Origin of the sequence: Chryseobacterium sp. RR2-3-20 (genome assembly GCF_017808115.1) — a bacterium.
Taxonomy (GTDB): domain Bacteria; phylum Bacteroidota; class Bacteroidia; order Flavobacteriales; family Weeksellaceae; genus Chryseobacterium; species Chryseobacterium oryzae.
Map to the genome: position 1 here is coordinate 18,388 of NZ_JADQBD010000012.1, position 24,475 is coordinate 42,862.

The 24,475-nt window shown below is 34.0% G+C and carries 22 protein-coding genes; 5 read left to right on the forward strand and 17 right to left on the reverse strand.

Going from position 1 to position 24,475, the window contains the following annotated elements:
• Nucleotides 1–204: 204 nt before the first annotated feature.
• On the reverse strand, nt 205–4,875 hold the full coding sequence (gene dnaE, locus IV513_RS04925; protein WP_209389399.1) for a DNA polymerase III subunit alpha: 4,671 nt from the start codon (nt 4,873–4,875) through the stop codon (nt 205–207).
• 157 nt (nt 4,876–5,032) lie between these two features.
• Nucleotides 5,033–5,941 carry a DUF808 family protein gene (locus tag IV513_RS04930; protein ID WP_209389400.1) on the reverse strand — a complete coding sequence of 303 codons (909 nt, stop codon included), beginning with the start codon at nt 5,939–5,941 and terminating at the stop codon, nt 5,033–5,035.
• A 305-nt stretch (nt 5,942–6,246) separates the two neighbouring features.
• Here IV513_RS04930 and IV513_RS04935 point away from each other — a divergent pair, with 305 nt between their 5' ends.
• Nucleotides 6,247–6,957, forward strand: a complete 711-nt coding sequence (locus tag IV513_RS04935; RefSeq protein WP_245168863.1) for an alpha/beta hydrolase — start codon at nt 6,247–6,249, stop codon at nt 6,955–6,957.
• A gap of 28 nt (nt 6,958–6,985) precedes the next feature.
• On the opposite strand, the gene IV513_RS04940 is transcribed toward IV513_RS04935, so the two are convergent.
• The 8 genes from IV513_RS04940 to IV513_RS04975 all read right to left on the reverse strand — a co-directional run bounded on the left by IV513_RS04940 (nt 6,986) and on the right by IV513_RS04975 (nt 13,735).
• Nucleotides 6,986–7,705 (reverse strand): DedA family protein, encoded by a 720-nt coding sequence (locus tag IV513_RS04940; protein WP_209389402.1) that lies wholly within the window; start codon nt 7,703–7,705, stop codon nt 6,986–6,988.
• Between the two features lie 86 nt (nt 7,706–7,791).
• Nucleotides 7,792–8,904 (reverse strand): peptide chain release factor 2, encoded by a 1,113-nt coding sequence (gene prfB / locus IV513_RS04945; RefSeq protein WP_209389403.1) that lies wholly within the window; start codon nt 8,902–8,904, stop codon nt 7,792–7,794.
• Nucleotides 8,905–9,071: 167 nt separating this feature from the next.
• Entirely contained in the window at nt 9,072–10,643 is a 1,572-nt protein-coding gene (gene rny, locus IV513_RS04950; RefSeq protein ID WP_209389404.1) for a ribonuclease Y, read from the reverse strand.
• A 277-nt stretch (nt 10,644–10,920) separates the two neighbouring features.
• Entirely contained in the window at nt 10,921–11,208 is a 288-nt protein-coding gene (locus tag IV513_RS04955) for a cell division protein ZapA (protein WP_209389405.1), read from the reverse strand.
• A complete protein-coding gene (locus IV513_RS04960) occupies nt 11,208–11,510 on the reverse strand; it encodes a hypothetical protein (RefSeq protein ID WP_209389406.1) in 303 nt (100 codons plus the stop codon). Before IV513_RS04960 ends, IV513_RS04955 begins: the two co-directional genes overlap by 1 nt.
• Nucleotides 11,511–11,644: 134 nt before the next feature.
• Entirely contained in the window at nt 11,645–12,427 is a 783-nt protein-coding gene (locus IV513_RS04965) for a porin family protein (RefSeq protein ID WP_209389407.1), read from the reverse strand.
• A gap of 3 nt (nt 12,428–12,430) precedes the next feature.
• A complete protein-coding gene (gene ubiE / locus IV513_RS04970; RefSeq protein WP_209389408.1) occupies nt 12,431–13,162 on the reverse strand; it encodes a bifunctional demethylmenaquinone methyltransferase/2-methoxy-6-polyprenyl-1,4-benzoquinol methylase UbiE in 732 nt (243 codons plus the stop codon).
• 3 nt (nt 13,163–13,165) lie between these two features.
• Nucleotides 13,166–13,735: a hypothetical protein gene (locus tag IV513_RS04975; protein WP_209389435.1), complete on the reverse strand. Its 570-nt coding sequence runs from the start codon at nt 13,733–13,735 to the stop codon at nt 13,166–13,168.
• A gap of 100 nt (nt 13,736–13,835) precedes the next feature.
• On the opposite strand from IV513_RS04975, the gene IV513_RS04980 reads away from it, so the two are divergent.
• Nucleotides 13,836–14,903 carry a 3-oxoacyl-ACP synthase III family protein gene (locus IV513_RS04980; RefSeq protein ID WP_209389409.1) on the forward strand — a complete coding sequence of 356 codons (1,068 nt, stop codon included), beginning with the start codon at nt 13,836–13,838 and terminating at the stop codon, nt 14,901–14,903.
• 75 nt (nt 14,904–14,978) lie between these two features.
• On the forward strand, nt 14,979–16,184 hold the full coding sequence (locus IV513_RS04985; protein ID WP_209389410.1) for a metallophosphoesterase: 1,206 nt from the start codon (nt 14,979–14,981) through the stop codon (nt 16,182–16,184).
• Between the two features lie 54 nt (nt 16,185–16,238).
• On the opposite strand, the gene IV513_RS04990 is transcribed toward IV513_RS04985, so the two are convergent.
• The 4 genes from IV513_RS04990 to dnaA all read right to left on the reverse strand — a co-directional run bounded on the left by IV513_RS04990 (nt 16,239) and on the right by dnaA (nt 19,439).
• Nucleotides 16,239–16,616: a hypothetical protein gene (locus tag IV513_RS04990; protein WP_209389411.1), complete on the reverse strand. Its 378-nt coding sequence runs from the start codon at nt 16,614–16,616 to the stop codon at nt 16,239–16,241.
• A gap of 71 nt (nt 16,617–16,687) precedes the next feature.
• On the reverse strand, nt 16,688–17,386 hold the full coding sequence (locus IV513_RS04995) for an SAM-dependent methyltransferase (RefSeq protein ID WP_209389412.1): 699 nt from the start codon (nt 17,384–17,386) through the stop codon (nt 16,688–16,690).
• Nucleotides 17,387–17,414: 28 nt separating this feature from the next.
• On the reverse strand, nt 17,415–17,876 hold the full coding sequence (locus IV513_RS05000; protein WP_209389413.1) for a low molecular weight protein-tyrosine-phosphatase: 462 nt from the start codon (nt 17,874–17,876) through the stop codon (nt 17,415–17,417).
• Nucleotides 17,877–17,984: 108 nt separating this feature from the next.
• On the reverse strand, nt 17,985–19,439 hold the full coding sequence (dnaA, locus tag IV513_RS05005; RefSeq protein WP_209389414.1) for a chromosomal replication initiator protein DnaA: 1,455 nt from the start codon (nt 19,437–19,439) through the stop codon (nt 17,985–17,987).
• A gap of 136 nt (nt 19,440–19,575) precedes the next feature.
• Here dnaA and IV513_RS05010 point away from each other — a divergent pair, with 136 nt between their 5' ends.
• On the forward strand, nt 19,576–19,986 hold the full coding sequence (locus IV513_RS05010; RefSeq protein ID WP_209389436.1) for a thioesterase family protein: 411 nt from the start codon (nt 19,576–19,578) through the stop codon (nt 19,984–19,986).
• A gap of 225 nt (nt 19,987–20,211) precedes the next feature.
• Complete coding sequence (locus tag IV513_RS05015; protein ID WP_209389415.1) at nt 20,212–20,649, forward strand: hypothetical protein; 438 nt, start codon at nt 20,212–20,214, stop codon at nt 20,647–20,649.
• A gap of 82 nt (nt 20,650–20,731) precedes the next feature.
• On the opposite strand, the gene IV513_RS05020 is transcribed toward IV513_RS05015, so the two are convergent.
• From IV513_RS05020 to IV513_RS05030, 3 genes are read right to left on the reverse strand one after another with little or no spacing between them, the layout of a single operon-like run.
• The gene (locus IV513_RS05020) at nt 20,732–21,385 is read right to left on the reverse strand and encodes a rhomboid family intramembrane serine protease (protein ID WP_209389416.1); all 654 of its coding nucleotides are present in this window, start codon (nt 21,383–21,385) and stop codon (nt 20,732–20,734) included.
• A 6-nt stretch (nt 21,386–21,391) separates the two neighbouring features.
• The gene (locus tag IV513_RS05025) at nt 21,392–23,971 is read right to left on the reverse strand and encodes a DNA gyrase/topoisomerase IV subunit A (protein WP_209389437.1); all 2,580 of its coding nucleotides are present in this window, start codon (nt 23,969–23,971) and stop codon (nt 21,392–21,394) included.
• Nucleotides 23,972–23,973: 2 nt separating this feature from the next.
• Complete coding sequence (locus tag IV513_RS05030; protein WP_209389417.1) at nt 23,974–24,459, reverse strand: hypothetical protein; 486 nt, start codon at nt 24,457–24,459, stop codon at nt 23,974–23,976.
• Nucleotides 24,460–24,475 lie beyond the last annotated feature (16 nt).

Consider the following 24,475-nt stretch of genomic DNA (forward strand, 5'->3'; position numbering starts at 1 on the left):
TTAACATTCCAATTTAAACAAATTATCATTTTTTTTAAAAATATACTAGAACAAACTCTAAAGCATTAAAAATTTACTAAACATTTGTTTAATTCTATTATAAACAATCATATTCTATTTATTAACAATTAAATTAATTTCAAATAAAATCGCAGTTCAAAATAATCTGAACTGCGATTTAATCTTTAATATTTTAGAGATACATTAATTCAAATAAAACTCATACTTGTTTAAAAGCTGAATCTCCTTTATAAGATCTCCATTAAGATCAACAGACTGCTTCATAGATTGCAACTCTATTTGAGAGTCATCATCATTGTTTTTAATAAAAAACTTAATTTTCTGTGAACCTTGATTTCTTTCCAGAACAGTACGGAAAAAGTTTAAATCTTCGGGACGGAAATCCATTACATCCATTACTAAAGAAATACTTTTGGCATATTTTTCAAAAGCTTCCTGTAGCTCAATTACCTCATTTACATTCACAAAAACCCTTCCGTCTTTTACCTGTGCAAATTTTATTTTTAAAATAACAAACCGCTGTACTTCAAGCTTTTCTTTCAGTTTCATATAATCTCTATCGCCTAACCTGAAAGAATAAGATCCTGAATAATCTTCCAAGGTAAGAAAAGCCACTTTTTCACCACTTCTGAAACCGTCTTTTACAACATATTCAGTTATTAAGCCTGCCACAGTATATTCTTTTCCGCCACCGCCGTTTTCTCTTTCTTTCTGAATCGTTTTCCAGTCTTTTTTCTTTTCTTCAAAGAGTTCTTCCTGTTTGTTGGCAAAAGCCTGCTCTTTATAAGTATCAACCTCATCCAGATTCAAAAATCCGAAAACGCCCTTTGGTTCTGCTTTTTTAGTGATTTCTTCAATAATTTCTTCCTCTTCTCCCGCCACAATATCATCCGAAATAATTTCTGCTAAATCTGTTAAATCTTCCGTTTTATCCTGCTCAATAATCGGAACTTCTTCAATAATAGGTTTTATCTCCTCACCTTTTTCCAATACTGCATTTTTAGACAGTTGCCCCTGCATAAACTGGAACTGATATTTGAATTCATCCAGCGGATGTGCCGAAAGGTAGAAACCAATAATTTCTTTTTCTTTATTGAGCTTATGCATGTTTGGCCACTCCGGACAAGGAAGTAATTTTGGCTGCTCAATCTGAACTTCTTCGGCAAAATCGGCAAAAAGAGAATTCTCCATTTCGTTTTTACTTTCCTGAAAACTTTGTCCGTAACGGATCAATCTTTCTAAATTGGTTCTTCCAGCCATATCAATATCGAAATACTGACCGCGGTGATACGCATCCAATTCGTCAAAAGCTCCTGCCAAAACCAAACTTTCGGCTACTCTTTTATTCATTTGGGAAGGTAAAATTCTTTCAAAAAAATCATAAATATTTTTGAATTTTCCGTTTTCTCTTTCTTTGGTTATGGCTTCACTTGGTCCCTCTCCAATTCCTTTAATCGCTCCAAGACCAAAACGTATCTGCCCTTTTTCATTTACAGAAAATTTATACTGAGATTCATTCACATCAGGTCCCAAAACATCTACACCAATATTTTTACAGTCTTCCATAAACATGGTAATAGAGTCGGTATTGTTAATGTTATTACTCATTACACTCGCCATATATTCTGCCGGATAATTGGCCTTCAGATAAGCGGTCTGATAAGCAATGAAGGCATAGCAAGTAGAGTGAGATTTGTTGAAAGCATATTCTGCAAAGGCTTTCCAGTCATTCCAGATTTTTTCTAAACGTTCTTCATTAAGGTTATTTTTTCTTCCGCCCTCAATAAATTTCGGGTACATTTTGTTCAGAACGTCTATCTGCTTTTTACCCATTGCTTTTCTCAGCGTATCGGCTTCACCTTTGGTAAAGTTCGCCAGTTTTTGAGAAAGAAGCATTACCTGCTCCTGATAAACGGTAATACCATAAGTTTCTTTTAAATACTCTTCGGTTTCGGGTAAATCGTAAACAATTTCCTCAATTCCGTGTTTACGGTTAATAAAATTCGGAATATATTTAATAGGTCCCGGTCGGTAAAGAGCATTCATAGCAATGAGATCGGCAAAAACCGTAGGCTTCAGTTCTCGCATATATTTCTGCATTCCCGGGCTTTCATACTGAAAAATCCCGACTGTTCTTCCTTCTTTAAAAAGCTGATAGGTTTTTGCATCATCAAGCGGAATCAAATCCGGATCAATATCAACATTATATCTTGCTTTTACCAGTTTTAAAGCATCTTTTATAATGGTTAAAGTTCTGAGCCCCAAAAAGTCCATCTTCAAAAGTCCTGCACTTTCTGCCACCGAGTTATCAAACTGAGACACCAAAATATCAGCATCTTTTGCCGCAATGGTTACAGGAACAAGATTACTTACATCTTCAGGCGTAATGATGACCCCGCATGCATGAATTCCTGTATTTCTAATGCAGCCTTCCATCTTTTTGGCACTTGCCAAAACATCGTGTCGGGCATCATCTGGGGTATTCAGAACGTATTTCATCTCATCAACGAGCTGCTGTTCTTCCGGCTTCAGTTTATCATATTTAGATAAAGCTTTGGCAATATTCATCCCCGGACTTGGCGGGATAAGCTTCGCAATATTATTGGTATCGGGAATCGGCACATCTAAAACTCTTCCGGCATCCTTAATTGCCGATTTACCACCCAAAACAGAATAAGTAATAATCTGTGCCACCTGAGTTTTACCGTATTTTTCTACCACCCATTTGATGATTTTATCCCGACCTTCATCATCGAAGTCAATATCAATATCGGGCATAGAAACCCTTTCCGGGTTCAAAAATCTTTCAAAAAGAAGATCGTATTTTATAGGATCTACATTGGTAATCCCAATACAATACGCAACGGCAGAACCTGCTGCAGAACCACGACCGGGACCTACCCAAACTCCCATTTTACGGGCTTCGTTACAGAAATCCTGCACAATCAAAAAGTAGCCCGGATAGCCCGTATTGGCAACTACTTCCAGTTCGAAATCAAGACGTTCTTTTATTTCGGGAGTAATTCCGGTTGCTTCGTATCTTTTTTTTGCACCTTCGTATGTTAAATGCGTTAAATAGGCCATTTCACCCCGCTTTCCACCATCTATATCATCTTTAGGATGAATAAACTGTTCCGGAATATCAAATTTCGGCAAAAGAACATCTCTTTTTAAAGTATAGGGTTTAAATTTAGCCGTAAATTCTTCATATGCCTCAAAAGCATCGGGATAAGCTAAAAATGCTTCTTTAATTTCATCAGAATTTTTGATGTAATACTCGCCTGTCGCCAAACCTCTTCTTTTACCAAAACCTTTACCTACAGGCGTTGTAAGCTTCTCTCCGTCTTTAATACAGCTTACGATATCCTGAATATTAGCATCATCTTTATTGGTATAAAAAGTTTCGTTCTGAGCTAAAATTTTAACACTGTATTTATCTGCAAAATGAAGTAAAACATCATTCAAATGCTCTTCTTCGGGCAGCTTGTGATTTTGAATCTGAACATAGAAATCATCTTGAAAAGTATCTTTCCACCATTTGAAAAGCTCCTCTCCTTTCTGTTCACCGGTATTGAGAATAGCATCCGGAATATCTCCATGAATTCCTGAAGTTAACGCAATGATACCTTCCTTATATTCAGCAATCAATTCGCGGCTAATTCTTGGAACTCCGAAATAAAAGCCTTTAAGAAAACCGATACTTGAAAGTTTAGCTAAATTTTTATATCCGTTAAAATCTTTCGCCAGCAAAACCACCTGCGTTCTTCTGTCCGGATCATCTTTGGTAAACTGCTTCTGTTCGTAGCGGTCTGAAATATAAAATTCGCAGCCTACAACAGGTATCAAAGGTTCTGAAACAGGTTCTTCTTCGTTAAATTCTTCTCCCTTTTCTTCTGCTTCCTGTTTTTTTGCCAGATATTCTTTATGCTTTTTCGCCCGGTCACCATTCGCACCTTCTATTGCCGAAACAAACTTGAAAGCCCCCATCATATTCCCCAAATCTACCATTCCCACAGCAGGAAAATTGTCTTCTGCGGCTTTTTTAATTAAATCATTAATACTGGAAGTAGCCGTTAAAGTAGAAAAAACACTGTGACTATTAAAATTAAAATATTTTCCAAGATCAATATCTTCAACACTTCCAAAATCCTGCTGCTTTTTCTTACTGTTGAAGTCTGCAACCTGCCTTCTGATTACAATATTGAAAGGCTTGATCGGATTGGGATAAAGCGTTTTAAAATAAGAAAGCTGATCTTCAGAAATTTTTAAAATCTCAGCAGGAATTACCCCGATTCTCATCATTTCAAAGAAAACCTGAGCCGTTGCATTAACATCGGCAGCCGCATTGTGAGCTTCATCAAATTTATGACCGTATAGTTTTTCATACAATTCTTCCAGTTTGGGAGATTTGTAACGTCCACCTTTTCCGCCACCCAGCTGACAATAATCTGTCCCCAGAATCATGGTATCGGCTTTAGGCTTTTCCTGAAGGTTATCCTTTATATTTTTTCGGTAAAACTCGGCTCCTACGATGTTATAGTCAAACTCAACATTATGTCCGGAAACTACTCTTACTTTTTCTAAAACTTTAGAAAACTCGTTGAGAATTTCTTCCAGTTCACGACCTTCTTCCTGAGCAATTTTGGTGGTAATCCCGTGAATTCTTGCGGCGTTGAAAGGAATATCATATCCTTCCGGTTTTATGATATAATCCTGGTTTTCAATTAAAGTTCCGTCATCATCATGCAACTGCCATGCAATCTGCACCATTCTTGGCCAGTTATCTGAATCCGAAAGAGGAGCGTTGAAATTCTTTGGTAAACCCGTGGTTTCTGTGTCAAAAACTAAATACATGTAACTTTTTTCTAGCTTTTTATTTTAAAAAAGAGAATGTAAAGTTAGGGTAATTTTTCAGTTATAACAATATCTGGATGTAGTCTTCCAGACTAAAACTGTAATAAAAAATCCTCAAACCATACGGAATGAGGATATATCAGTATTTTAGTGAGTTTTAAACTTTTTTTGTAGCCAGACTATATATTTTTTTTCCAGCACTTATCAAAATCAAAGCTATTAAACCGCCTGTAAGACCGTAAATAATATGTTTAACCATTTCATTCCAATCTGGTAAAACATGATGAAGTACGTCTATATTATGATCGAAAATTCCCCCTGCAACCAAAATCAAAGCAATAGTTCCGACTACGCCCAAAGCCTTAATCACGAAAGGAAGAGCTTTTACAAGCAAATGTCCTAATTTACCTATTATACCTTTATCGTTACTTTTTTTAATCAGTTTAAAACCAGCATCATCCATTCTAACAATGAGTGCGACAATTCCATAAACCCCAATCGTTGCAATAATGGAAACAATAGAAACAGTAACAATTTCCACTAGAAAAGGATTAAATTGAGATTTTAAGCTTTCGTAACCTGTTTTTGCAGAAGCAAGTGCTATAATGACGATTTCTAGAGAAAGAATAAAATCTGTTGTGATAGCAGATTTTACTTTTGTTTTTTCTGCAACTTCGCCGTCTTCCACAACATCATCCGATTCTTCTATAACTTCCTGTCCTTTTTTCTCTCTGTGAAATAAAAATTCTACAATTTTTTCTACTCCTTCGTATGCAAGGTAAAATCCACCAATAATTAAAATAAGACTAATTGCCGGAGAATAGAGCCATTCTAAAAGAAATACAAAAGGAATAATAATCAATTTATTGATGAATGATCCCTTCATAATCTTCATTAGTACCGGAATTTCTCTTGAAGATAGGAAACCGGTGGCTTTTTCTGCATTTACCGCAAGATCGTCCCCAAGAATTCCTGCTGTTTTTTGGGTTGCAATTTTACTTGTAACCGCTACATCATCCATTAAAGCAGCAATATCGTCTAAAATTGCAAAAAAACCTGAAGCCATATTTTAAGTAATTTTTAATCTTTGTTAATACCCCGCAAAAGTATAGATTTTTTTAGGATAAATTTTAATTTTGGTAACTTTTCGATTCTGTTTTCAGCATAAAAGATTGAATAATTCCTCATTAGAAATTATAGTTTTCTTTATATCTTTACTTAATGAAAAAACCGGTTCTGAAATTCCCTATTATTTTTTTAGGATTAAGTGTTTTTATTTTGAATTCTTGCAACACAAAATTTCGGGTTTGGGTGGGAAATAATAGTCAGAAAATCTACAATTTGAAATATGGCGAACATAAACGCCAAAAAATGGACATTTTTTTACCCGCAGAATATTCTAAAGATTCTCCTGTAGTTTTGCTGGTACATGGTGGTGCATGGAAATACGGACGCAAAGAACACATGATTAATATTCAGAAATTGTTGTTTGAAAATGACATTCCAAGCATCAACATCAATTACCGTTTGGTTTCTAAAAATATTACTTACAGAGATCAGCTGGAAGATATTCATTCAGCGATTGAAAAATTCAATTCTCTTTCGGAAAAAGCTGAACTTCTTCCAGATCATTATATCATTTTGGGCGAAAGTGCAGGAGGACATCTTGCTTTGCTTTACGGATACAGAAACCCTGAAAGAATTAAAAAAATCATCTCTTTAAGTGCCCCCACAGATTTCTATTCATCAGAATATTTGCATTCTTTTTATTCCAGATACACTTCCAGAACTGTACAAAAAATGGTAGGTTCGAACTTTAACCGAAAAAATCTCTCGGAAGAATTCAAAACAGCAAGTCCGATAGCAAATATCAGTAATGTTCCTACTCTATTATTTCAGGGAAATCAGGATTTTTTAGTGAATTACAGACAAGGTTTAGCATTAGATTCTGCTCTAACTGAAAAGAAAGTTCCCCATCAGTTTATTTTTATGGATAAAACAGGGCACGCTCCTAGATTTTTCAATAAAAAAAAGAGAGATACCATTATATATCCCGCAATTTTGGAATGGATAAAAAAATAACCCGCAAAAATGCAGGTTATTCTATTTTTTAATCTTCTTCTTTATCTATAAGCTCTTCCAGTCTTTCGTCTTCAAGTTTTGGATTTCCTTTTGGGGCACCAAATACAAATTTAAGAATAACTGGGACAGTGGTAATAAGAACAATAACGATAATGATAAATTCCAGTTTATCCTTTAAATCTATCCCAAACTGAGCTCGGAAAAGTTCATTAAGATAATGTCCGGCAAAAATCAGGATAAAAGACCATAATATACCTCCAATGATGTTATCTCTTACGAACTGTTTTCTGTCCATCTTTACAATCCCTGCAACAATCGGCATAAAAGTTCTTACAACGGGTAAAAATCTAGCCATTATAATTGCCAAAGCCCCATTTTTTTCAAAAAAATCGTGAGCCTGATACAAATATTTCTTTTTGAAGAGCATTGTATCTTTTTTGTTATACAAAGCAGGACCTGTTTTACGCCCGAACCAATACCCTACCTGATTACCAACAATTGCAGCAAAAGCAACCGCAGAAGATAATAATGTAGTATCTAAAAAATCACTACCTGTAGAACCAAAAGTTTCTTTAATAATTTCAACGGCGTAAATTCCTGACACGAAAAGCAGTGAGTCTCCCGGTAAGAAAAACCCAATAAATAAACCTGTTTCGGCAAATACGATGAATAAAATAAGCCAAAACCCTCCCATTTTAATATAAAGTTCAGGGTTTAATAAATCTTTCCAACTATTGATATCTTCCATAAATAATGATGTGTAGCAAAAATAAGCTTAATACTCTTGAAAAGGAAATATATTAGCATATTTTAACGAAAATTCTTATACCAGATTTATAGGTCTAAATCATCTTCTGAAACCGCTGTTCCATCTGCCATTAAAAATGCTTTTAAAAATGGAGTAAGGTTACCATTCATCACCGCATCTACATCGGAGGTTTCATAACCCGAACGGACATCTTTTACGAGTTTATATGGATGCATCACATAATTTCGGATCTGACTTCCCCATTCTATTTTCATTTTATTGGCTTCAATCTCGTTTCTGGCTTTCATTCTCTCTTCAAGTTCCATTTCATATAACCTAGAACGCAACAACTGCATGGCTTTTTCTTTATTCTGAAGCTGAGATCGAGATTCTGAATTTTCGATGATAATTCCTGTAGGAGCATGACGAAGACGAACTGCTGTTTCCACTTTATTTACATTCTGTCCTCCAGCTCCAGAACTACGCATGGTTTCAAAAGAAATATCTGCAGGGTTAATATTAATTTCTATGGTATCGTCTACCAAAGGATAAACATATACAGATACAAAACTGGTATGTCGTTTTGCATTAGAATCGAAAGGAGAAATTCTTACCAAACGGTGTACTCCGTTTTCGCCTCGTAGATATCCAAAGGCAAATTCACCTTCAATTTCCAGCGTAACCGTTTTTACCCCTGCAACATCACCTTCCTGAAAGTTTAACTCACGAATTTTATAGCCTTGCTTTTCTGCCCACATGGTGTACATTCTCATAAGCATCGAAGCCCAATCGCAACTTTCAGTTCCCCCTGCACCAGCTGTAATTTGTAAAACAGCAGACAACTCGTCGCCTTCATTAGAAAGCATATTTTTGAATTCTAAATCTTCTATTTTTTCCAAAAGCGAAGGAAAAGATTCGTCCAGTTCTTTTTCGGATTCGGGATCTTCTTTGGCAAACTCTATTAAAACCTGCATATCTTCAAACTGAGTATTGATTTCTTCGTAAGCTTCCACCCATTTCTTTTTAGAACGAAGCTGTTTCAAAAATGCTTCTGCCGTTTTAGGATTATCCCAAAATTCGGGAGCAGCTGTTTTTTCGTCATCATTAGAAATTTCAATCTTCTTTTTATCAATCTGAAGGTATCTGTGAAGATCTTCTATTCTTAGCTGAGTATCTTTTATTTGTTCGTTATTAATCACAATTATGATTTTTTGCAAAATTACGGATAAATTAGAATTGAAGACTTCAATATGAATAATTACTCAAATTGAAGTACCGGCTCATTAAAATCCGTTATTAATTATAATTTCTAAAAAAAATCCTTTCAAATTTCTCTGAAAGGACTCATATTATTTTTTAACCTGAATTATCGAGCAATATTTACTGCTCTAGTTTCTCTGATCACCGTAACTTTTACTTGTCCCGGATAAGTAAGTTCATTCTGAATTTTCTCTGAAATATCGTAAGAAAGCTGTGCTGCAATCTCGTCATTTACTCTGCCACTTTCTACCATAACTCTTAGTTCTCTACCTGCCTGAATTGCATAAGCAGAAGATACTCCTTCAAAACTTAAAGCTGCAGCTTCCAGATCTTTCAATCTCTGAATATATGATTCTAAAACCTGACGTCTTGCTCCCGGTCTTGCTCCCGAAATAGCATCTGCAACCTGAATAATTGGAGATAAAAGAGAAGTCATTTCTACTTCATCGTGGTGTGCACCGATTGCATTAACAACTTCTGCATTTTCACCATATTTTTCTGCCCACTGCATTCCCAATAAAGCATGTGGAAGTTCAGACTCCTGCTCCGGAACTTTACCAATATCGTGTAATAAACCGGCTCTTTTCGCTAATTTTACATTCAGGCCTAATTCAGCAGCCATTGTTGCCGCAATATTGGCAACTTCTCTTGAGTGCTGTAAAAGATTTTGCCCGTAAGAAGAACGGTATTTCATACGACCAACAATTTTCACCAATTCAGGATGCAAACCGTGGATACCTAAATCTATAATCGTTCTTTTCCCTACTTCTATAATTTCTTCTTCTATCTGTTTTCTTGTTTTCTCTACAACTTCTTCAATTCTTGCAGGGTGAATTCTTCCGTCTGTTACCAATCTATGAAGTGACAATCTTGCAATTTCTCTCCTTACAGGATCGAAACATGAAAGTAAAATTGCTTCCGGAGTATCATCTACAATAATTTCTACACCTGTAACGGCCTCCAAAGCACGGATATTTCTACCTTCTCTACCAATAATTCTACCTTTTACTTCATCAGATTCAATATTGAAAACAGAAACTGAATTTTCGATTGCCTGCTCTGTACCAATTCTCTGGATAGTCTGAATTACAATTTTACGAGCCTCACTCTTTGCATTTAGCTGAGCTTCTTCCATGATGCTCTGAACATGTGCCTGAGCTCTTGTTTTGGCTTCAGCTCTCATGGTTTCTACCAATTCTGCCTTAGCTTCTTCTGCTGTATAGTTAGAAATTCTTTCCAGCATTTCTACTTTTTTAGCAGTAGCAGAATCAAGTTCATGCTGTTTTTTCTCTAAAATTTCATTTTTTTTGGCGTAATCAGCAATTTGCTTATCCAGATCTTTTTCTAGTTTTCCGGTTTTACTAAGCTCATCATTCAGCTTGTTTTCTTTATCTTTAATACGCTTTTCTCCCTCCTGCATTTTCTTTTCTCTTACCTGAATGTCTGCATCATGCTGAGATTTCAGTTCCAGAAACTTTTCTTTTGCCTGGAGATGCTTTTCTTTTTTTATGGATTCTGCCTGTACTGTAGCTTTATCCAACAAATTATCTGCATTTTTCTTTGCATCGTCTATAATAAATTTTGCCTTGGTATTCAGCGAACTTTTAGAGAAAACCATCCCTATTACCGCTCCGATTACCAGACAAATAACGCTTATAATAATAGCGGTTGCTGTCATAGTATATATTGAGTTTTAATTGTCTAATTGTTTATTGATATTGTATAAATTAAACATTTTCGCAATGTTATATTTTCATAAATACCCACAAAAAAACCTACAGTAATCCAGTGATATAGAGTAAACTCCTAATCAACACGATTTGAACTGATTTCCACTGTCTGTAATCCGGAATTCCGGCGCGCCATTCAATGGACATTTGTTCGGTAATTGTTTAGCGTTGAGTTTACCTTTAATGTGTTAGAATTACTGTAGGCAGATTTTCTTGGGAAAATTACTAATTCCCAAATTCTTCCAGGGTCTGATTTATGCTTTTCAATCGTTCGCTGGAAGATTTTATATTTTTTTCATGATTAAGACTCACCACTTCAGCATTAGTTCCCAACTTAAGGGCACACATAGCCAAAGCATCCTGTTTATCTCTTACATCAAAATTTTGTTCAAAATCTTTAATCATATTTTCTATTTGCTTCCCCACTTTGCGTAAGGTTTCTTCCTCGGCTGCGGGTACGTTAAGAGGATAAATTCTTCCTGCAATATTAATGGTTATTCTCCTTACCTCCATTATAATCCGCTGTTTTGAAGCTGCGCAATACAAAAGTCTACTTCTTTCACCAATCTGTTGATATGGTTTTTCATAAGTCTGTTGTGTTCAGGATTTCCTGATATTGCCGAATACAATTTTATATTTTTCTGTTCTTCTGCTAATACCTGATTTTTTTTTCTTTCCTCTTCATATTTCTTTTTCAGTTCTTGATGCTCCTCGCTGAGATCAGAAAATTTTTCAGAAAGATTCTGATAACTTTTCTGAAGATTCAGAATCCTTTTTTCCAGTTCTGAAAATTGAGTTTCTAGTTCTTGAAGCATTTCAGGCTTTATATTCTAACTTATAGCAAAAATAGGAAAATATTGCCATCAATAAAAATAAATATCTCTATATTTTGAAAAAAACAAAAAAGGAGATGCCAAGCAACTCCTTTTATTATTAATTTTTTGTTATTTTATTCAAACTTCAAAACAAACATTACTGCTCTTGTCTGCAAAGTAGAAATTGCAGCAGACCAATATGGCGGTGTTGAGGCATTATCTGCCACCATTTCGTTATTCATGAAGAAAGTTCCTCTAACCGCTGGAGTTAACTTAAATTTATTGAAATAAAACTGAATTCCCATTTCTGCAGACCATGCAAAGTTATGCGTTGTAGATCTGAATGTCTGCTGTAAGTTATCATCCGGAGAAGAAGAATTCGACTGTAAATTAACGATATAATTTACACCACCTGCAATGTAAGGTCTAGAATTATACCATCTTTCTCCATGGAGTTCTAAAAGTACAGGAACATCTATTAAAGTTGATTTAATCTCTCTTACTTTGTCTTTATCTTGCAATGCAATAGGAATAAACGGTGCATTTTGAGGATTTCCGTCTTTGTAAAAATCGTTGGACTGTGTATTAAAAGTAAGTTGTCTTTGGGCAAACTGCAAACCTGGCTCTACTCTTACATCCAAATAGTCATTCAGTCTGAATTTGGTAATTAAACCAGCACCAAAACTATAACTTTCTTTAGATTTTACCAATGTATGATTATCGTACATCCCATATCTAGGATCTAGCACAATGCGATAATCCATTTTATTCCCGTTCAAAAAGAAACCCCAACTGAACTTTTGCTGGTCGAATTCCTCCAACCTGTCCATCCTGTTACGAGTTCTAAATTGAGCGTCTGCAAAAACTGCAATATTTACTGAGGTCAAAACCAGAGCTTTTAATAGAAATTTATTCATAGGTTATTTTGTTGCTTTATAAATTGTGGCTATACCTAAACTTAGCTTTTTATATTCTACTTTTTTAAATCCTGTATCTGTAAGAATCTGTTTCATTTTTTCTCCATACGGGAAAGCGTTCACAGAATCAGGAAGATAAGTATATGCCCTATTGTCTTTAGAAACCAGCCTGCCAATTGCAGGAAGTATGTTTTTAAAATAAAACATATAAAAAGGTCCTAAAAATCCTTCTACCTTAGAAAATTCAAGAATATATACACTTTTATTTTCTTTTACCACTCTTCTTAACTCTGCCAAACCTTTGGTAAGGTTCTCAAAATTTCTCACTCCAAAAGCTACAGAAACCGCATCAAATCTATTATCTTCGAAAGGTAGTCCCTCAGCATCACCCTTTTGCATGGAAATTTTGCCGTCTAAATTAAGTTTTTTTATTTTAATAACGCCAACATTTAACATTTGTTGCGATAAATCTAAACCAACTACTTTTGCACCGGTTCCTTTTTGTACTGCTATGGCAAGATCACCAGTTCCGGTTGCTACATCCAAAACCTCTCCGGGGTTGTCTTTTTTCATCCACTTCACCAAAACATTTCTCCAGAGCACGTCTATTTTCATAGACAAAACATGGTTGAGCAAATCGTATTTAGGCGCAATATTGTCGAACATATCCTCTACCTGACTTTTTTTGCTTGAGTCTGAATTGTAGGGAGTAACTTGGTTGATATCTTTTGTCAAAACTTAAAACTTATAATATTCTTTATAATAATTGAGATAATCCTGTTTGCGGAAAATCTTAGAGCGCGATTCTACTTTTTGGATATTCTTAATTAACTGATCGTAATCTTCGTCTATATTGTAGTAAAAATCTTCTGTGTAAAGCTTATTGAAATGCTTTGCACCTCCAAAATAGGGTTTTCCGTCTATCATGGTTTTATTCAGTGCCAAAAGTAATGAATCTTTTTTAAGATTGTAGCCATAATATTGATCATTAATGTAATAATCTTTATGAGCTATATTAATTAAGCCTCTTATTTTATTAACTTCGAAAGCAGAATCATAAAGCATTTTTTTGTTCTGATCGAAAACTTTTATAGAGTTCTTCCCTTTATTCAGGTCTACTTTCACGTACTGACCGGCAGAAATAATCCCTTCTTCCCCATTGTTTATTTTGAAATAATAGGTATTAGGAGTAGGATTATCTACGAGATAATAATTTTTTTTCGCCAGAAAGAAATAATAAGTGGCAAAAGCAGCTATAAAGACAAGAAATGCAATGAGTAAGCCTTTTAAAGAAGGATTGTTTTTCATGATAGTCTGAGACAATTTTTGCAAATTTAATAATATTTTTAATTCTTTCTTATTAATATTAATTATTAACTTTGCAACTTTAAAAAAATTATACAAACGAATGCCGAATACAATCATTATTGGTTCCGGATCTTATCTTCCTAACAGAATTATTGGAAGAGATTTTTTCTTAGATTCAGAGTTTTATACGGAAGATGGGCTGAAGATTGACAAGCCAGCTGAAGAAACCATTTCGAAATTTGTAGAAATTACAGAGATAGAAAACAGAAGATTTATTGAAGATGACCTTTCAAATTCAAAAATCGGCTACGAAGCGGCTAAAATAGCTCTAGAAGATGCAGCTATTAATGGTGAAGATTTAGATTATATTATTTACGCAAGCAATTTCGGGGATGTTACTGTAAACGGTTATGCCGATTTCATGCCTAACATGGCAGCGAGAGTAAAAAATATGCTTGGCATTAAGAACAGAAAATGTATTACCTACGATATGATGTTCGGATGTCCTGGTTGGGTAGAAGCAATGATTCTTGCTGATAACCTAATTAAAGCCAAAGTGGCAAAAACTATTTTGGTAATTGGTGCAGAAACCCTGAGCAGAGTAACAGACCTTCACGATAGAAACAGAATGATTTTTGCAGACGGAGCCGGAGCTGTAGTTGTAAAAGCTACCGATGAAGAAAATGTAGGAATTATTGCCCATAATACGATCTGCGATAATGGTGTTGAGCTAGAATATCTTGCTAATGGACCTTCTATCAACAAAGAAGCAGACCAAAGCAGATTATATGTAAGAATGATGGGAAGAAAAATTTACGAGTACGCTCTTAAAAATGTTCCTGTGGCTATAAAAGAAACGATTGATGATGCCGGACTATCTATTGAAGATATTGATAAGATATTAATTCACCAGGCAAATGCAAAGATGGATTATGCAATGATAGAAAGACTTCACAAACTTTATGATATTAAAGATTACGATCATTCTATCTCTCCTATGACTATTCAGGAATTTGGAAATTCTTCCGTTGCAACAATTCCTACCATGTATGATTTAATTATTAAAGGAAAATTGGAAGGTCATTCGTTTAAGGATAAAGGCAACATTGTAATGACTTCTGTAGGTGCAGGAATGAATATTAACGCTATTGTTTATAAATTTCCTTAAATTATTTATCTATAATTAAAATAAATCTGCACAAAAGGAAGTTTTTCTTTTGTGCTTTTTTATATAATTTATTGTATGCAAAAAAATTTCTTGATCATTACCGGAATATTCATTCTCCTTGAGATTTATATTTACCAGGCAATAAGAACTTTAACCGATAATTCATGGATAAGATGGGGTTATATTGGTATTTATGTTCTTATTTATGCGCTTTTTACTTACGAAATTCTCAATTTTCAAAGAAGTGACAGAGATGCTACTAAATCTCATATTATCAGTATTTTGTTATTGGTGTTCATAATTCCTAAGCTATTTGTATTCTTATTTTTGTTAATTGATGACATTTTCAGAACAGGAAGTTATTTATTCGGGTTCACCCGCTCGTCAGAAAACTTTTTCCCTGAAAGAAGAAAGTTTTTAAGTTTAATGGGACTTGGTTTGGGAGGTGTGCTTTCGGCATTATTTATAGATGGTGCTACTTTTGGCAAATACCGTCACAAAGTAAGAAGAGTTAAAGTGAAAATAGCCAATCTTCCTAATAGCTTTAAAGGGTATAAAATCATTCAGATATCAGATGTCCACAGTGGAAGTTTTTCGGATCCCAGCAAACTGGAACACGCTATAAATTTAATTAATGAACAAAAACCAGATTTGGTTTTATTTACCGGTGATATGGTAAATAATGTTGCAGACGAATTTAAGCCATTCATACCACTTTTTTCTAAAATCTCCGCAAAGGATGGAAAATTTTCGGTATTGGGAAATCATGATTACGGAGATTATGTAACATGGAAATCTCTTGACGAAAAGAAAAATAATCTGGAAACACTCATAGATTATCAAAGAAAAGCAGGATTCGATTTATTAAGAAATGAAAACCGCATCATAGAAAAAAATGGCGAAAAACTTTATATTTTAGGCGTAGAAAACTGGGGTTTGAAGCCATTTCCTCAATTTGGAAAGATTGATGAAGCTTTGCTAAACGTTCCAACCGATGCACCCAAAATATTAATGAGCCACGACCCTACCCATTTCGATTATGTGGTAAAAAAACATCCCGGAAACATTCATTTAACTTTATCCGGACATACACATGGGATGCAGTTCGGTTTAGATTTAAAAAACATCAAATGGTCTCCGGTACAGTATAAATATCCAAAATGGGCAGATTTATATGAAAGCGAAGGCAAATTATTGTATGTGAACCGGGGGTTTGGAGTTTTAGGTTATCCCGGAAGAGTTGGCGTATTACCTGAAATTACTTTATTTGAATTATCTTAAAACCATAAAAAAATCCGAAGCTCAATGAGTTTCGGATTTTTTTGTTCAAGAACTTTATGCATTGAAATGTTTTTTCACGGTTTCTAAAACCTCTTCATCAGACATTTGCTGTGCGGTATCTAACGTAATTTTAAGATTTTTAAACTGTGCTGTATCATGCAAATAATGTTTAAATTCTTCTTGAATGGTACCCGGTCCGGTTACATATACTTCTTCTGAATTGGTAAGTAAATGCTCCACTTCCTTAAAAAACTTCACTTTATTGGTTTGCTCAGCATTATTAGCTGTATTTTCACTAGAATTACCATGCTGAATGGTTGCTTTTACCGGACTGCACAAAAAGAATTTGAATGCATTTTGAGCATCATGATTTTTTACAACAACCGCTTTATGCGTATCTATCCAGATTCCCGCCAATTTTTTTTCTGACATAATATTTTATTTTTAAAGTTATGCCATACAAAGACAAGAATAATGCAAAATTATTGTTAACGGGTGTTAAATTATTTTCCCAAAACAAATACAGCAGGAATTTTATGAAGTTCTGGCTTTTGTTTCTGCCAGTCTTTAATGGTTTTTGTTTTGATGAATTCCAGTTCGGGATCGTTGATGTTTGCTGCGATACAGAGCTTTGTATGGGGAGAAAGGAATTTAATTAAATCCTCCAAAAGCTGATTATTTCTATACGGAGTTTCCATGAATATTTGAGAATACCCTGTTTTATCAACCAAATTTTCCAAATGCAGAATTTGTTTTTTCTTTTCTCCTTTATCTATGGGAAGATATCCGTTAAAAGTAAATTCCTGACCATTAAATCCACTGGAAATGAGTGCCAAAATTATAGACGAAGGCCCAGAAATAGGAATAACTCTTATATTTTTTTCATGACACCACTTTACCATGAGATTTCCGGGATCGGCAATACATGGAAGTCCGGCTTCGGATAAAAGTCCGAAATCCTGTCCTTGAAGCATCAGTTGCTGAGCTTCTTTTACATCTGAATTTTCGGTATATTTATCTAAAAGAAAAAGTTTCAGTTCCGACTGCTTTTTTTCAGGAGCAAAAAATTTCACCACTTTTCTTGCCGTTTTTTCATTTTCGACAAAAAAATAATCGGTTTGCATAATATAATCCTTTATTACCGGAGCAAAATGATTAACAGATGTATTCTCTGAAAGATAAGCAGGAATTAAAAAAAGCATAGTTTAGAATATGAATTGTTTATTTTGATTAATTGCGAGATTCAGCAAAAGATTTTATCAGTTTTTTAGAGATTATTTCGCAGGCATCATCTATCTGTCTGAAAACTTTTTCAAAGCCTTCCGCACCGCTCCAATAAGGATCGGGAACTTCTATGGAATAATTTTCGAGGCCGAGATCCTGCATCAGTAAACTGACTTTACTTTTTTGTTGCTCATTTTTAGCAAGAGAAAGCACATCACGAAGATTATTCTTGTCCATACTGTAAATTTTATCATAATAATCTAAATCGCTTAACAGAATTGGCCTTGAACATTGTTCCGAAATATCCAAACCGTTTTTAAGAGCAATTTCCACCGATCTTTTATCTGGTCGGCTTCCTTGGTGCATATCTATTGTTCCTGCCGAATCTACTTCAAAAGTATCCGGAAGTTTAGATTTCAAAATTCCCTCTGCCAAAGGGCTTCTGCAAATATTTCCTAGGCAAACCATTAAGATTTTCACTGATTTCAAATATATTTTAATAAAATTTCACAACAAAACTAAATAAAAAATGGAGAATAAAATTACTCTCCATTTCTTTATCTTATATAAAAACGATTAGCTTTTTATCTTTTCAGTAAGCTCTTTTACGTATTTTTTCACTTCTTTATCTATCTTAGAAACATCTTTTATTGTTTCGCAGGCGTACATTACTGTAGAATGGTCTTTTCCTCCCATTTCTTCTCCAATTTTGGTAAAAGTAGCATTGGTAAACTCTTTCGCGAAATACATTGCCAATTGTCTTGGAAGAGCAATTTCTCTTTTTCTTGTTTTAGATAAAAGCTGTTCTCTTTTTATACCGAAATAATCACACACCACTTCCTGAATATAAGGAATATTGATGATTTTTTTCTGATTAGCGGCTATTTTATTAATAGTTTCCTTTAAAAGTTCTAAACTGAGATCAGATTTGTAAATCGTAGAATACGCAATTACTGAATTGATTACTCCGATAAGTTCTCTTACATTCGTTTTAGCTTCCGAGGCAAGAAAATCCAGCATATCTTCCGTAAGAACAATTCCGTCTCTGCTTAATTTATCTTCGATAATTTTTTTTCTGGTATCTAAATCCGGAGATTTTATTTCTGCAGAAAGTCCCCATTTGAAACGGGAAACAATTCTGTCCTGAATATCCATAATATCTACCGGAGCTTTATCGGAAGTTAAAATAATCTGTTTTCCGTTTTGGTGCAGATAATCGAAAATATGGAAGAAACTGTCCTGTGTTGCAGATTTACCAGATAAGAACTGAATATCATCAATAATCAGAACATCAACCATTTGGTAAAAATTGGCAAATTCTGTCTGTTTATGAGCTTTAGCAGCAGAAATAAACTGCTGGATAAATTTTTCTGATGAAAGATAAAGCACTACTTTATCTGGAAACTGGCTTTTTACCTCTAATCCTACAGCCTGACCTAAGTGAGTTTTTCCCACTCCATATCCTCCATACAAAAATAAAGGGTTAAAAGCGGTTGCTCCCGGTCTTTTGGCAATAGATTTTGCCACTGTTGCCGCAAATTTATTGCTTTCTCCCTCTACATAATTATCAAAAGAAAAATCTGCTTTAAGATTAGAATCTATATTTACTTTTTTAATTCCCGGAACTACAAAAGGATTCACAATATTAGAAGAAAACCCTTGTGGCATTGTTTCCTGAACTTTTGGTGTAGGAACAGATTTCCCTTTCATATTCATGGTAACGGGTTTTTCCTGACCTACCGGTTTGTTTTCCATTACCGAATACCAAAGTTTAACACCTTTGCCAATATTTTTCTTCAGGGCAGCAGAGAGCAATGACAGATAATTATCTTCAATATATTCTTTATAGAAATCGCTCGGAACCATCAACGTAAGATTATTTTCAACCAAAGAAATTGGCTGAACTTTGTCGAACAGTAAATCAAACGATTTTTCAAGTTTTTTGAGATCAGAATTGTCTTCGGCTGCGTTCAAATTATCCCGCATAAACTGAAGGCATTTCTGCCATACCATCATTAAATTTTCATCCATATTTTATGCCCTGATTTTTACTATGATCTTCGTCTTTATAGAGGGAAGACAAAGGTCTAATTTTTTAATTTAAAAAAAAATATTTCTCATATTGATTATTTAAAAATATATTTGTATGAATAATTTAAAACTCAAAATGATACATTCAACACACTCATTAAGAGTACGTTATGCAGAAACAGATCCTATGAAATATGTCTATTACGGAAATTACGCAACCTATTTCGAATTGGGTCGTGTAGAACTTTTCCGCAGCATAGGAATCTCTTACGATGAAATCGAAAAAAGTGGAATTTGGCTTCCGGTTTCAGATTATAAAATTAAGTATTTAAAACCAGCATTATACGATCAAAAATTAGAAATTCATACTTATTTAAAAAAAATTCCGGAAGTGAGAATTGAATTTGAATATGAAATTTATAATGAAGAAGGAACAAAAATTACAGAAGCAGCTACTACTCTGTTTTTCTTAAATTCGGAAACCCATAAAATTATTAAATGTCCCGATTTCTTAATGAAGCTAATTGAGGAAAACTGGAAAGAATAAAATTTGGAAACAATATTTCAAAGATTTAAGATATTAAAAGGCGTAAGACTTATCAAAGCAAATACAAAATTCTTTATTGTTTTGATAAATGAATCTCATTGTTTAACCTGAGAACGTTCTTTTATCCCGAGTTCAGGTTAATTTATAAGTAATTCATTTTATTTTGTTTTATTTCCCAAAAAATAACTATATTTATCAAGTTTTTAACAGTTATTTGTTTTTACTATGAAAAAAATTCTATATTCTTTACTTATTTGTGCATCTGCAACGGCATTTGCCCAAAAAAATCCTAATGTAAGATTCGCAGTATCTAACAATGCCGTTGGTACGGTTTCTATGTTTGATGCCAACAAAAAGTATGTACAAAGTGTAAATGTTTTTAAAACTAAAGCAAATATTCCTCAAAATCTAAAGAAGTACGATTTTTTGGCAGATAATGGTTTAACTGAAGTGAAATTTAAAAAAGATAGTGATGTCTTGGATAAATTATTACTAAGCAACTATAATATCCAGCATAATCTCCCGGAAAACAACCCGGTTTATATTGACGGTTACGAATTTAAAGATTCTAGCATGATGATTTTTGCAGATATCATAGGTTCTACAAAAGTGGATATGGTGAATGGTCAAAAAGTGTTAACGATTACTACGCTAAAGAAATAATCTTTTCTTTGCAAAATTAGTTTGAAACATTCTGCATATTAAATGCAGTAATTATCAAAAAAAGAATCGGTTAAAAAATTTTCTAACCGATTCTTTTTTTGATGAATATTTCGTAAGCAAGATAGATTAATGGTAAAGACATGATTGCAATAAACAATGCGTTCTGGATGGCGCTTTCAGGATGAACAATAACTGCATAAACCAATCCGAAAAATGCTCCTCCCAAGTGAGCAGCATGCCCAATATTATCATTCATTCTAGGATTCAGCATCATATATACAGAATAGCTGAAATACAACAAACCAAAAATAAACCCTGGAATCGGAATCGGGATAAAGAAAAAGTAAATGCCAATTTGCGGCACCAATGCAATAGCAGAAAATAATACTCCAGAAACTCCTCCACTTGCACCAATAGCAGAATACCACGATTGATTCTGATAAATAAAGAGAGAAAAAATATTTCCTAAAAGTATGGATCCGAAATAAATTAAAAGAAATCCAAGATTACCAAATCCTTCTACAATCACGGGACCAAAAAAGTATAATGTCATCATGTTAAATAAGAGATGCATAAAATCCGCGTGTAAAAATCCGGAAGAAAGCAATCTTATATATTCTTTTCTATGAAGAATAGCTCCTACATTAAACTTGTATTTTTCGAAATTTGCACTTCCGTTAGGAACTGTAAAAGTTACCAAAGCAGTAATTGCAATAATTAATATAATAATATTCATTCTTTTTTAAGCTTCTGTGTTATCGTCCTCAAATAAATCTCCAATTGTACCACCATCTTCGTCTACGGAAAGTCCAAATTCCGGTTCTTCGTACAATTCCGGTTCCTCTTCAACAGGTTCAGGAACCGTAATGTTAATATTTTTCACCTTGAATTTGGTAAACTGATTTCCGATGGCTTTTATTCCTTTGATGGAAATAAATTCGTCAATATTTACAGTTTCAGGTTCTCTATCTTTGCCTTTATCTTTAGCAAATACAATTTCAGCAGAAGCATTATCCGAAACAATTATACTCTCTATAAAAGATTTTGGATGTTCGGATGGCATAAATGTCTGAACATTGGTAGTATTTTCGAACAAGAATCTTTTAATAAAATAGATGTCTTTTTCTCCATCATAATAAATACAGGTTACTGCCTGTTGCGGTTTCCATTTCTCTAAAATAATATATTCATCGTCGAAACGGTTACCCAAATCGAAGCTTATCAATTTGGCTTCTCCCTGAGAATTGATGGTTAAAATTTTATCATCTCCTTTAAAGTTGCCTAAAAAAGTTCCCCTCGCATCAGCATTTAGTCTTCTTACAGTATCATCGAACCAGATTTTTCTTGGTGCAAGAGTAGAAACTCCTTCTTCCTTCAAATCTACTTTTTTCACAGAATATTTTGTAACCAAATTACCTTTGGAATCTCTTCCTTTAATTGCCAACTCAGAAAAATCTATTTCCATTTTATTTTTTCTGATTCTTGGGTTTGGTTTTAGAAGAACGGTTACCACTTCTGCTTCGCCATTAGGATTGGCAGAAAAATAAAGCATTTCTGAACCTTTTTTATCGGAAGCTAAAGGATAATCTGTATTTCTGGTTACTCCTGTCACCGAAAAACGCTTCATATAATAAGGACCTTCTCTACCTTCACGATAAATCATGTTATAAACAGTTCTTTTATCATTTTTCTTCCAAATAGCTACGTGCTGTATGTCTTTACCAATAAAAGTTTTAGCTTCTACTTTTACAACCTTCATACTTCCGTCTTTTCTGAAAGTGATGATATCATCAATATCCGAACAGTCAAACAGATATTTATCTTTCTTCAGAGAAGTTCCTATAAAGCCTTCCTCGAAATTAGCATAGAACTTTTCATTGGCTACCGCTACTTTTGTAGCATCAATAGTATCAAAAATTCTGAGTTCTGTTCTTCTTTCTTTTTCTTTTCCGTATTTTTTCTGAATATTGATATAATAATCTATTGCATAAGCAATGAGATTGGATAAATGAAACTTTACCTGTTCTATTTTGCCCTCTAAAGCTGCAATATTTTCTTTGAATTTATCTAAATCGAATCTTGAAATTCTTTTGATTCTGATTTCGGTTAATCTGAGAATATCTTCCTGCGTAACCGCTCTCAAAAGATGAGATGTATGAGGTTTTAAGCCTTCATCAATAGTTTTAATAACTTCTTCCCAGCTTTTAACTTCTTCAATATCGTGATAAATTCTGTTTTCTATAAAAATTCTTTCGAGTGAAGAAAAATGCCAGTTTTCCTGAAGTTCGTGCAGTTCTATTTCCAACTCTTTCTTTAATAAAGAAACGGTGTGGTCGGTATTCATTTTAAGAATTTCCGAAACACTCAAAAACATAGGTTTATCTCCTACAATAACACATGCGTTGGGAGAAATAGTAACCTGACAGTCTGTGAAAGCATAAAGTGCATCTATAGTTTTATCTGGTGAAACATCGTTGTGAAGATGAATAAGAATTTCTACCTTGTCTGAGGTATTGTCTTCAATTTTCTTTATTTTAATCTTCCCTTTTTCATTGGCTTTCAGGATAGAATCTATAAGATCGCCTGTATTTTTGGAAAAAGGAAGTTCGGTAATCATTAAGGTATGCTTATCGACTTGGGAAATTTTTGCTCTCGCTCTTACTTTCCCACCTCTTGCTCCGTCATTATATTCAGAAACATCCAGATAACCTGCTGTTAAAAAATCAGGAAAAACCTCAAATTTCTTTCCTTTAAGATAAGCAACCGAAGCATTAATAAGTTCATTAAAGTTATGCGGAAGAATTTTAGTAGAAAGACCAACTCCAATTCCTTCAACGCCCTGTGCTAAAAGTAAAGGGAATTTCACGGGAAGATCTACCGGTTCGTTATTTCTTCCATCATAAGATTTAGACCAAACGGTAGTCTTAGGATTAAACACAACTTCTAATGCAAAAGGAGTAAGTCGTGCTTCAATATATCTTGCAGCAGCAGCAGAATCTCCTGTGTAAATATTTCCCCAGTTTCCTTGCGTATCAATAAGAAGTTCTCTCTGCCCAATTCCCACCATTGCGTCTGTAATAGAAGCATCACCGTGAGGGTGATATTTCATGGTATTCCCAACAATATTGGCAACTTTATTATACCTTCCATCTTCCAGTTCTCGCATGGAATGCATAATTCTTCTCTGCACAGGCTTAAAACCATCATAAACAGACGGAATTGCCCTGTCTAAAATAACATAAGATGCATAATCGAGAAACCAGTCTTTATACAGTCCGGAAACTTTTTTCAAGCTTTCGCCTTCGTGAGCATTTTCTTCTATCATTATTTATTCTTGATATTTTTCTCTTGGTTAGCTTTTACTACTTTATTCAGAGAAAACTTTAAATCATTTACTTCTTTTTTTGTTAAATATGAAATTTCATATTTCAGCATTGTTGTACCGCTATTTTTACTTGAAACTGTAACGTATAATCTTTTTACAAACAATATCGATATTACTTCATATTTTATCAGCTTATATTTGGGAAACTCATCGCTTAAATCTTTATGTAAAAACGGAATAAAATTTCTGTTTTTAAAATTGAGAGCCTCGCCATCGCTGTCATATTCGAAAATTTGTCTTCCCAGTAAATGAAACATACAGAGTAATAACAAAGGAAATATAATTAATACATAACTTGCATTACCTAAAATATCGAATTTCATTTCATTGAAAATAAAACCAATAATTCCCGCTGAAAGCAATAACAATAACAAAGTATTGAAAAAATTATAAAGCGGTACTTTCTTTTTATTACTTAGTCTCATTCTATTTGTGTTTTGT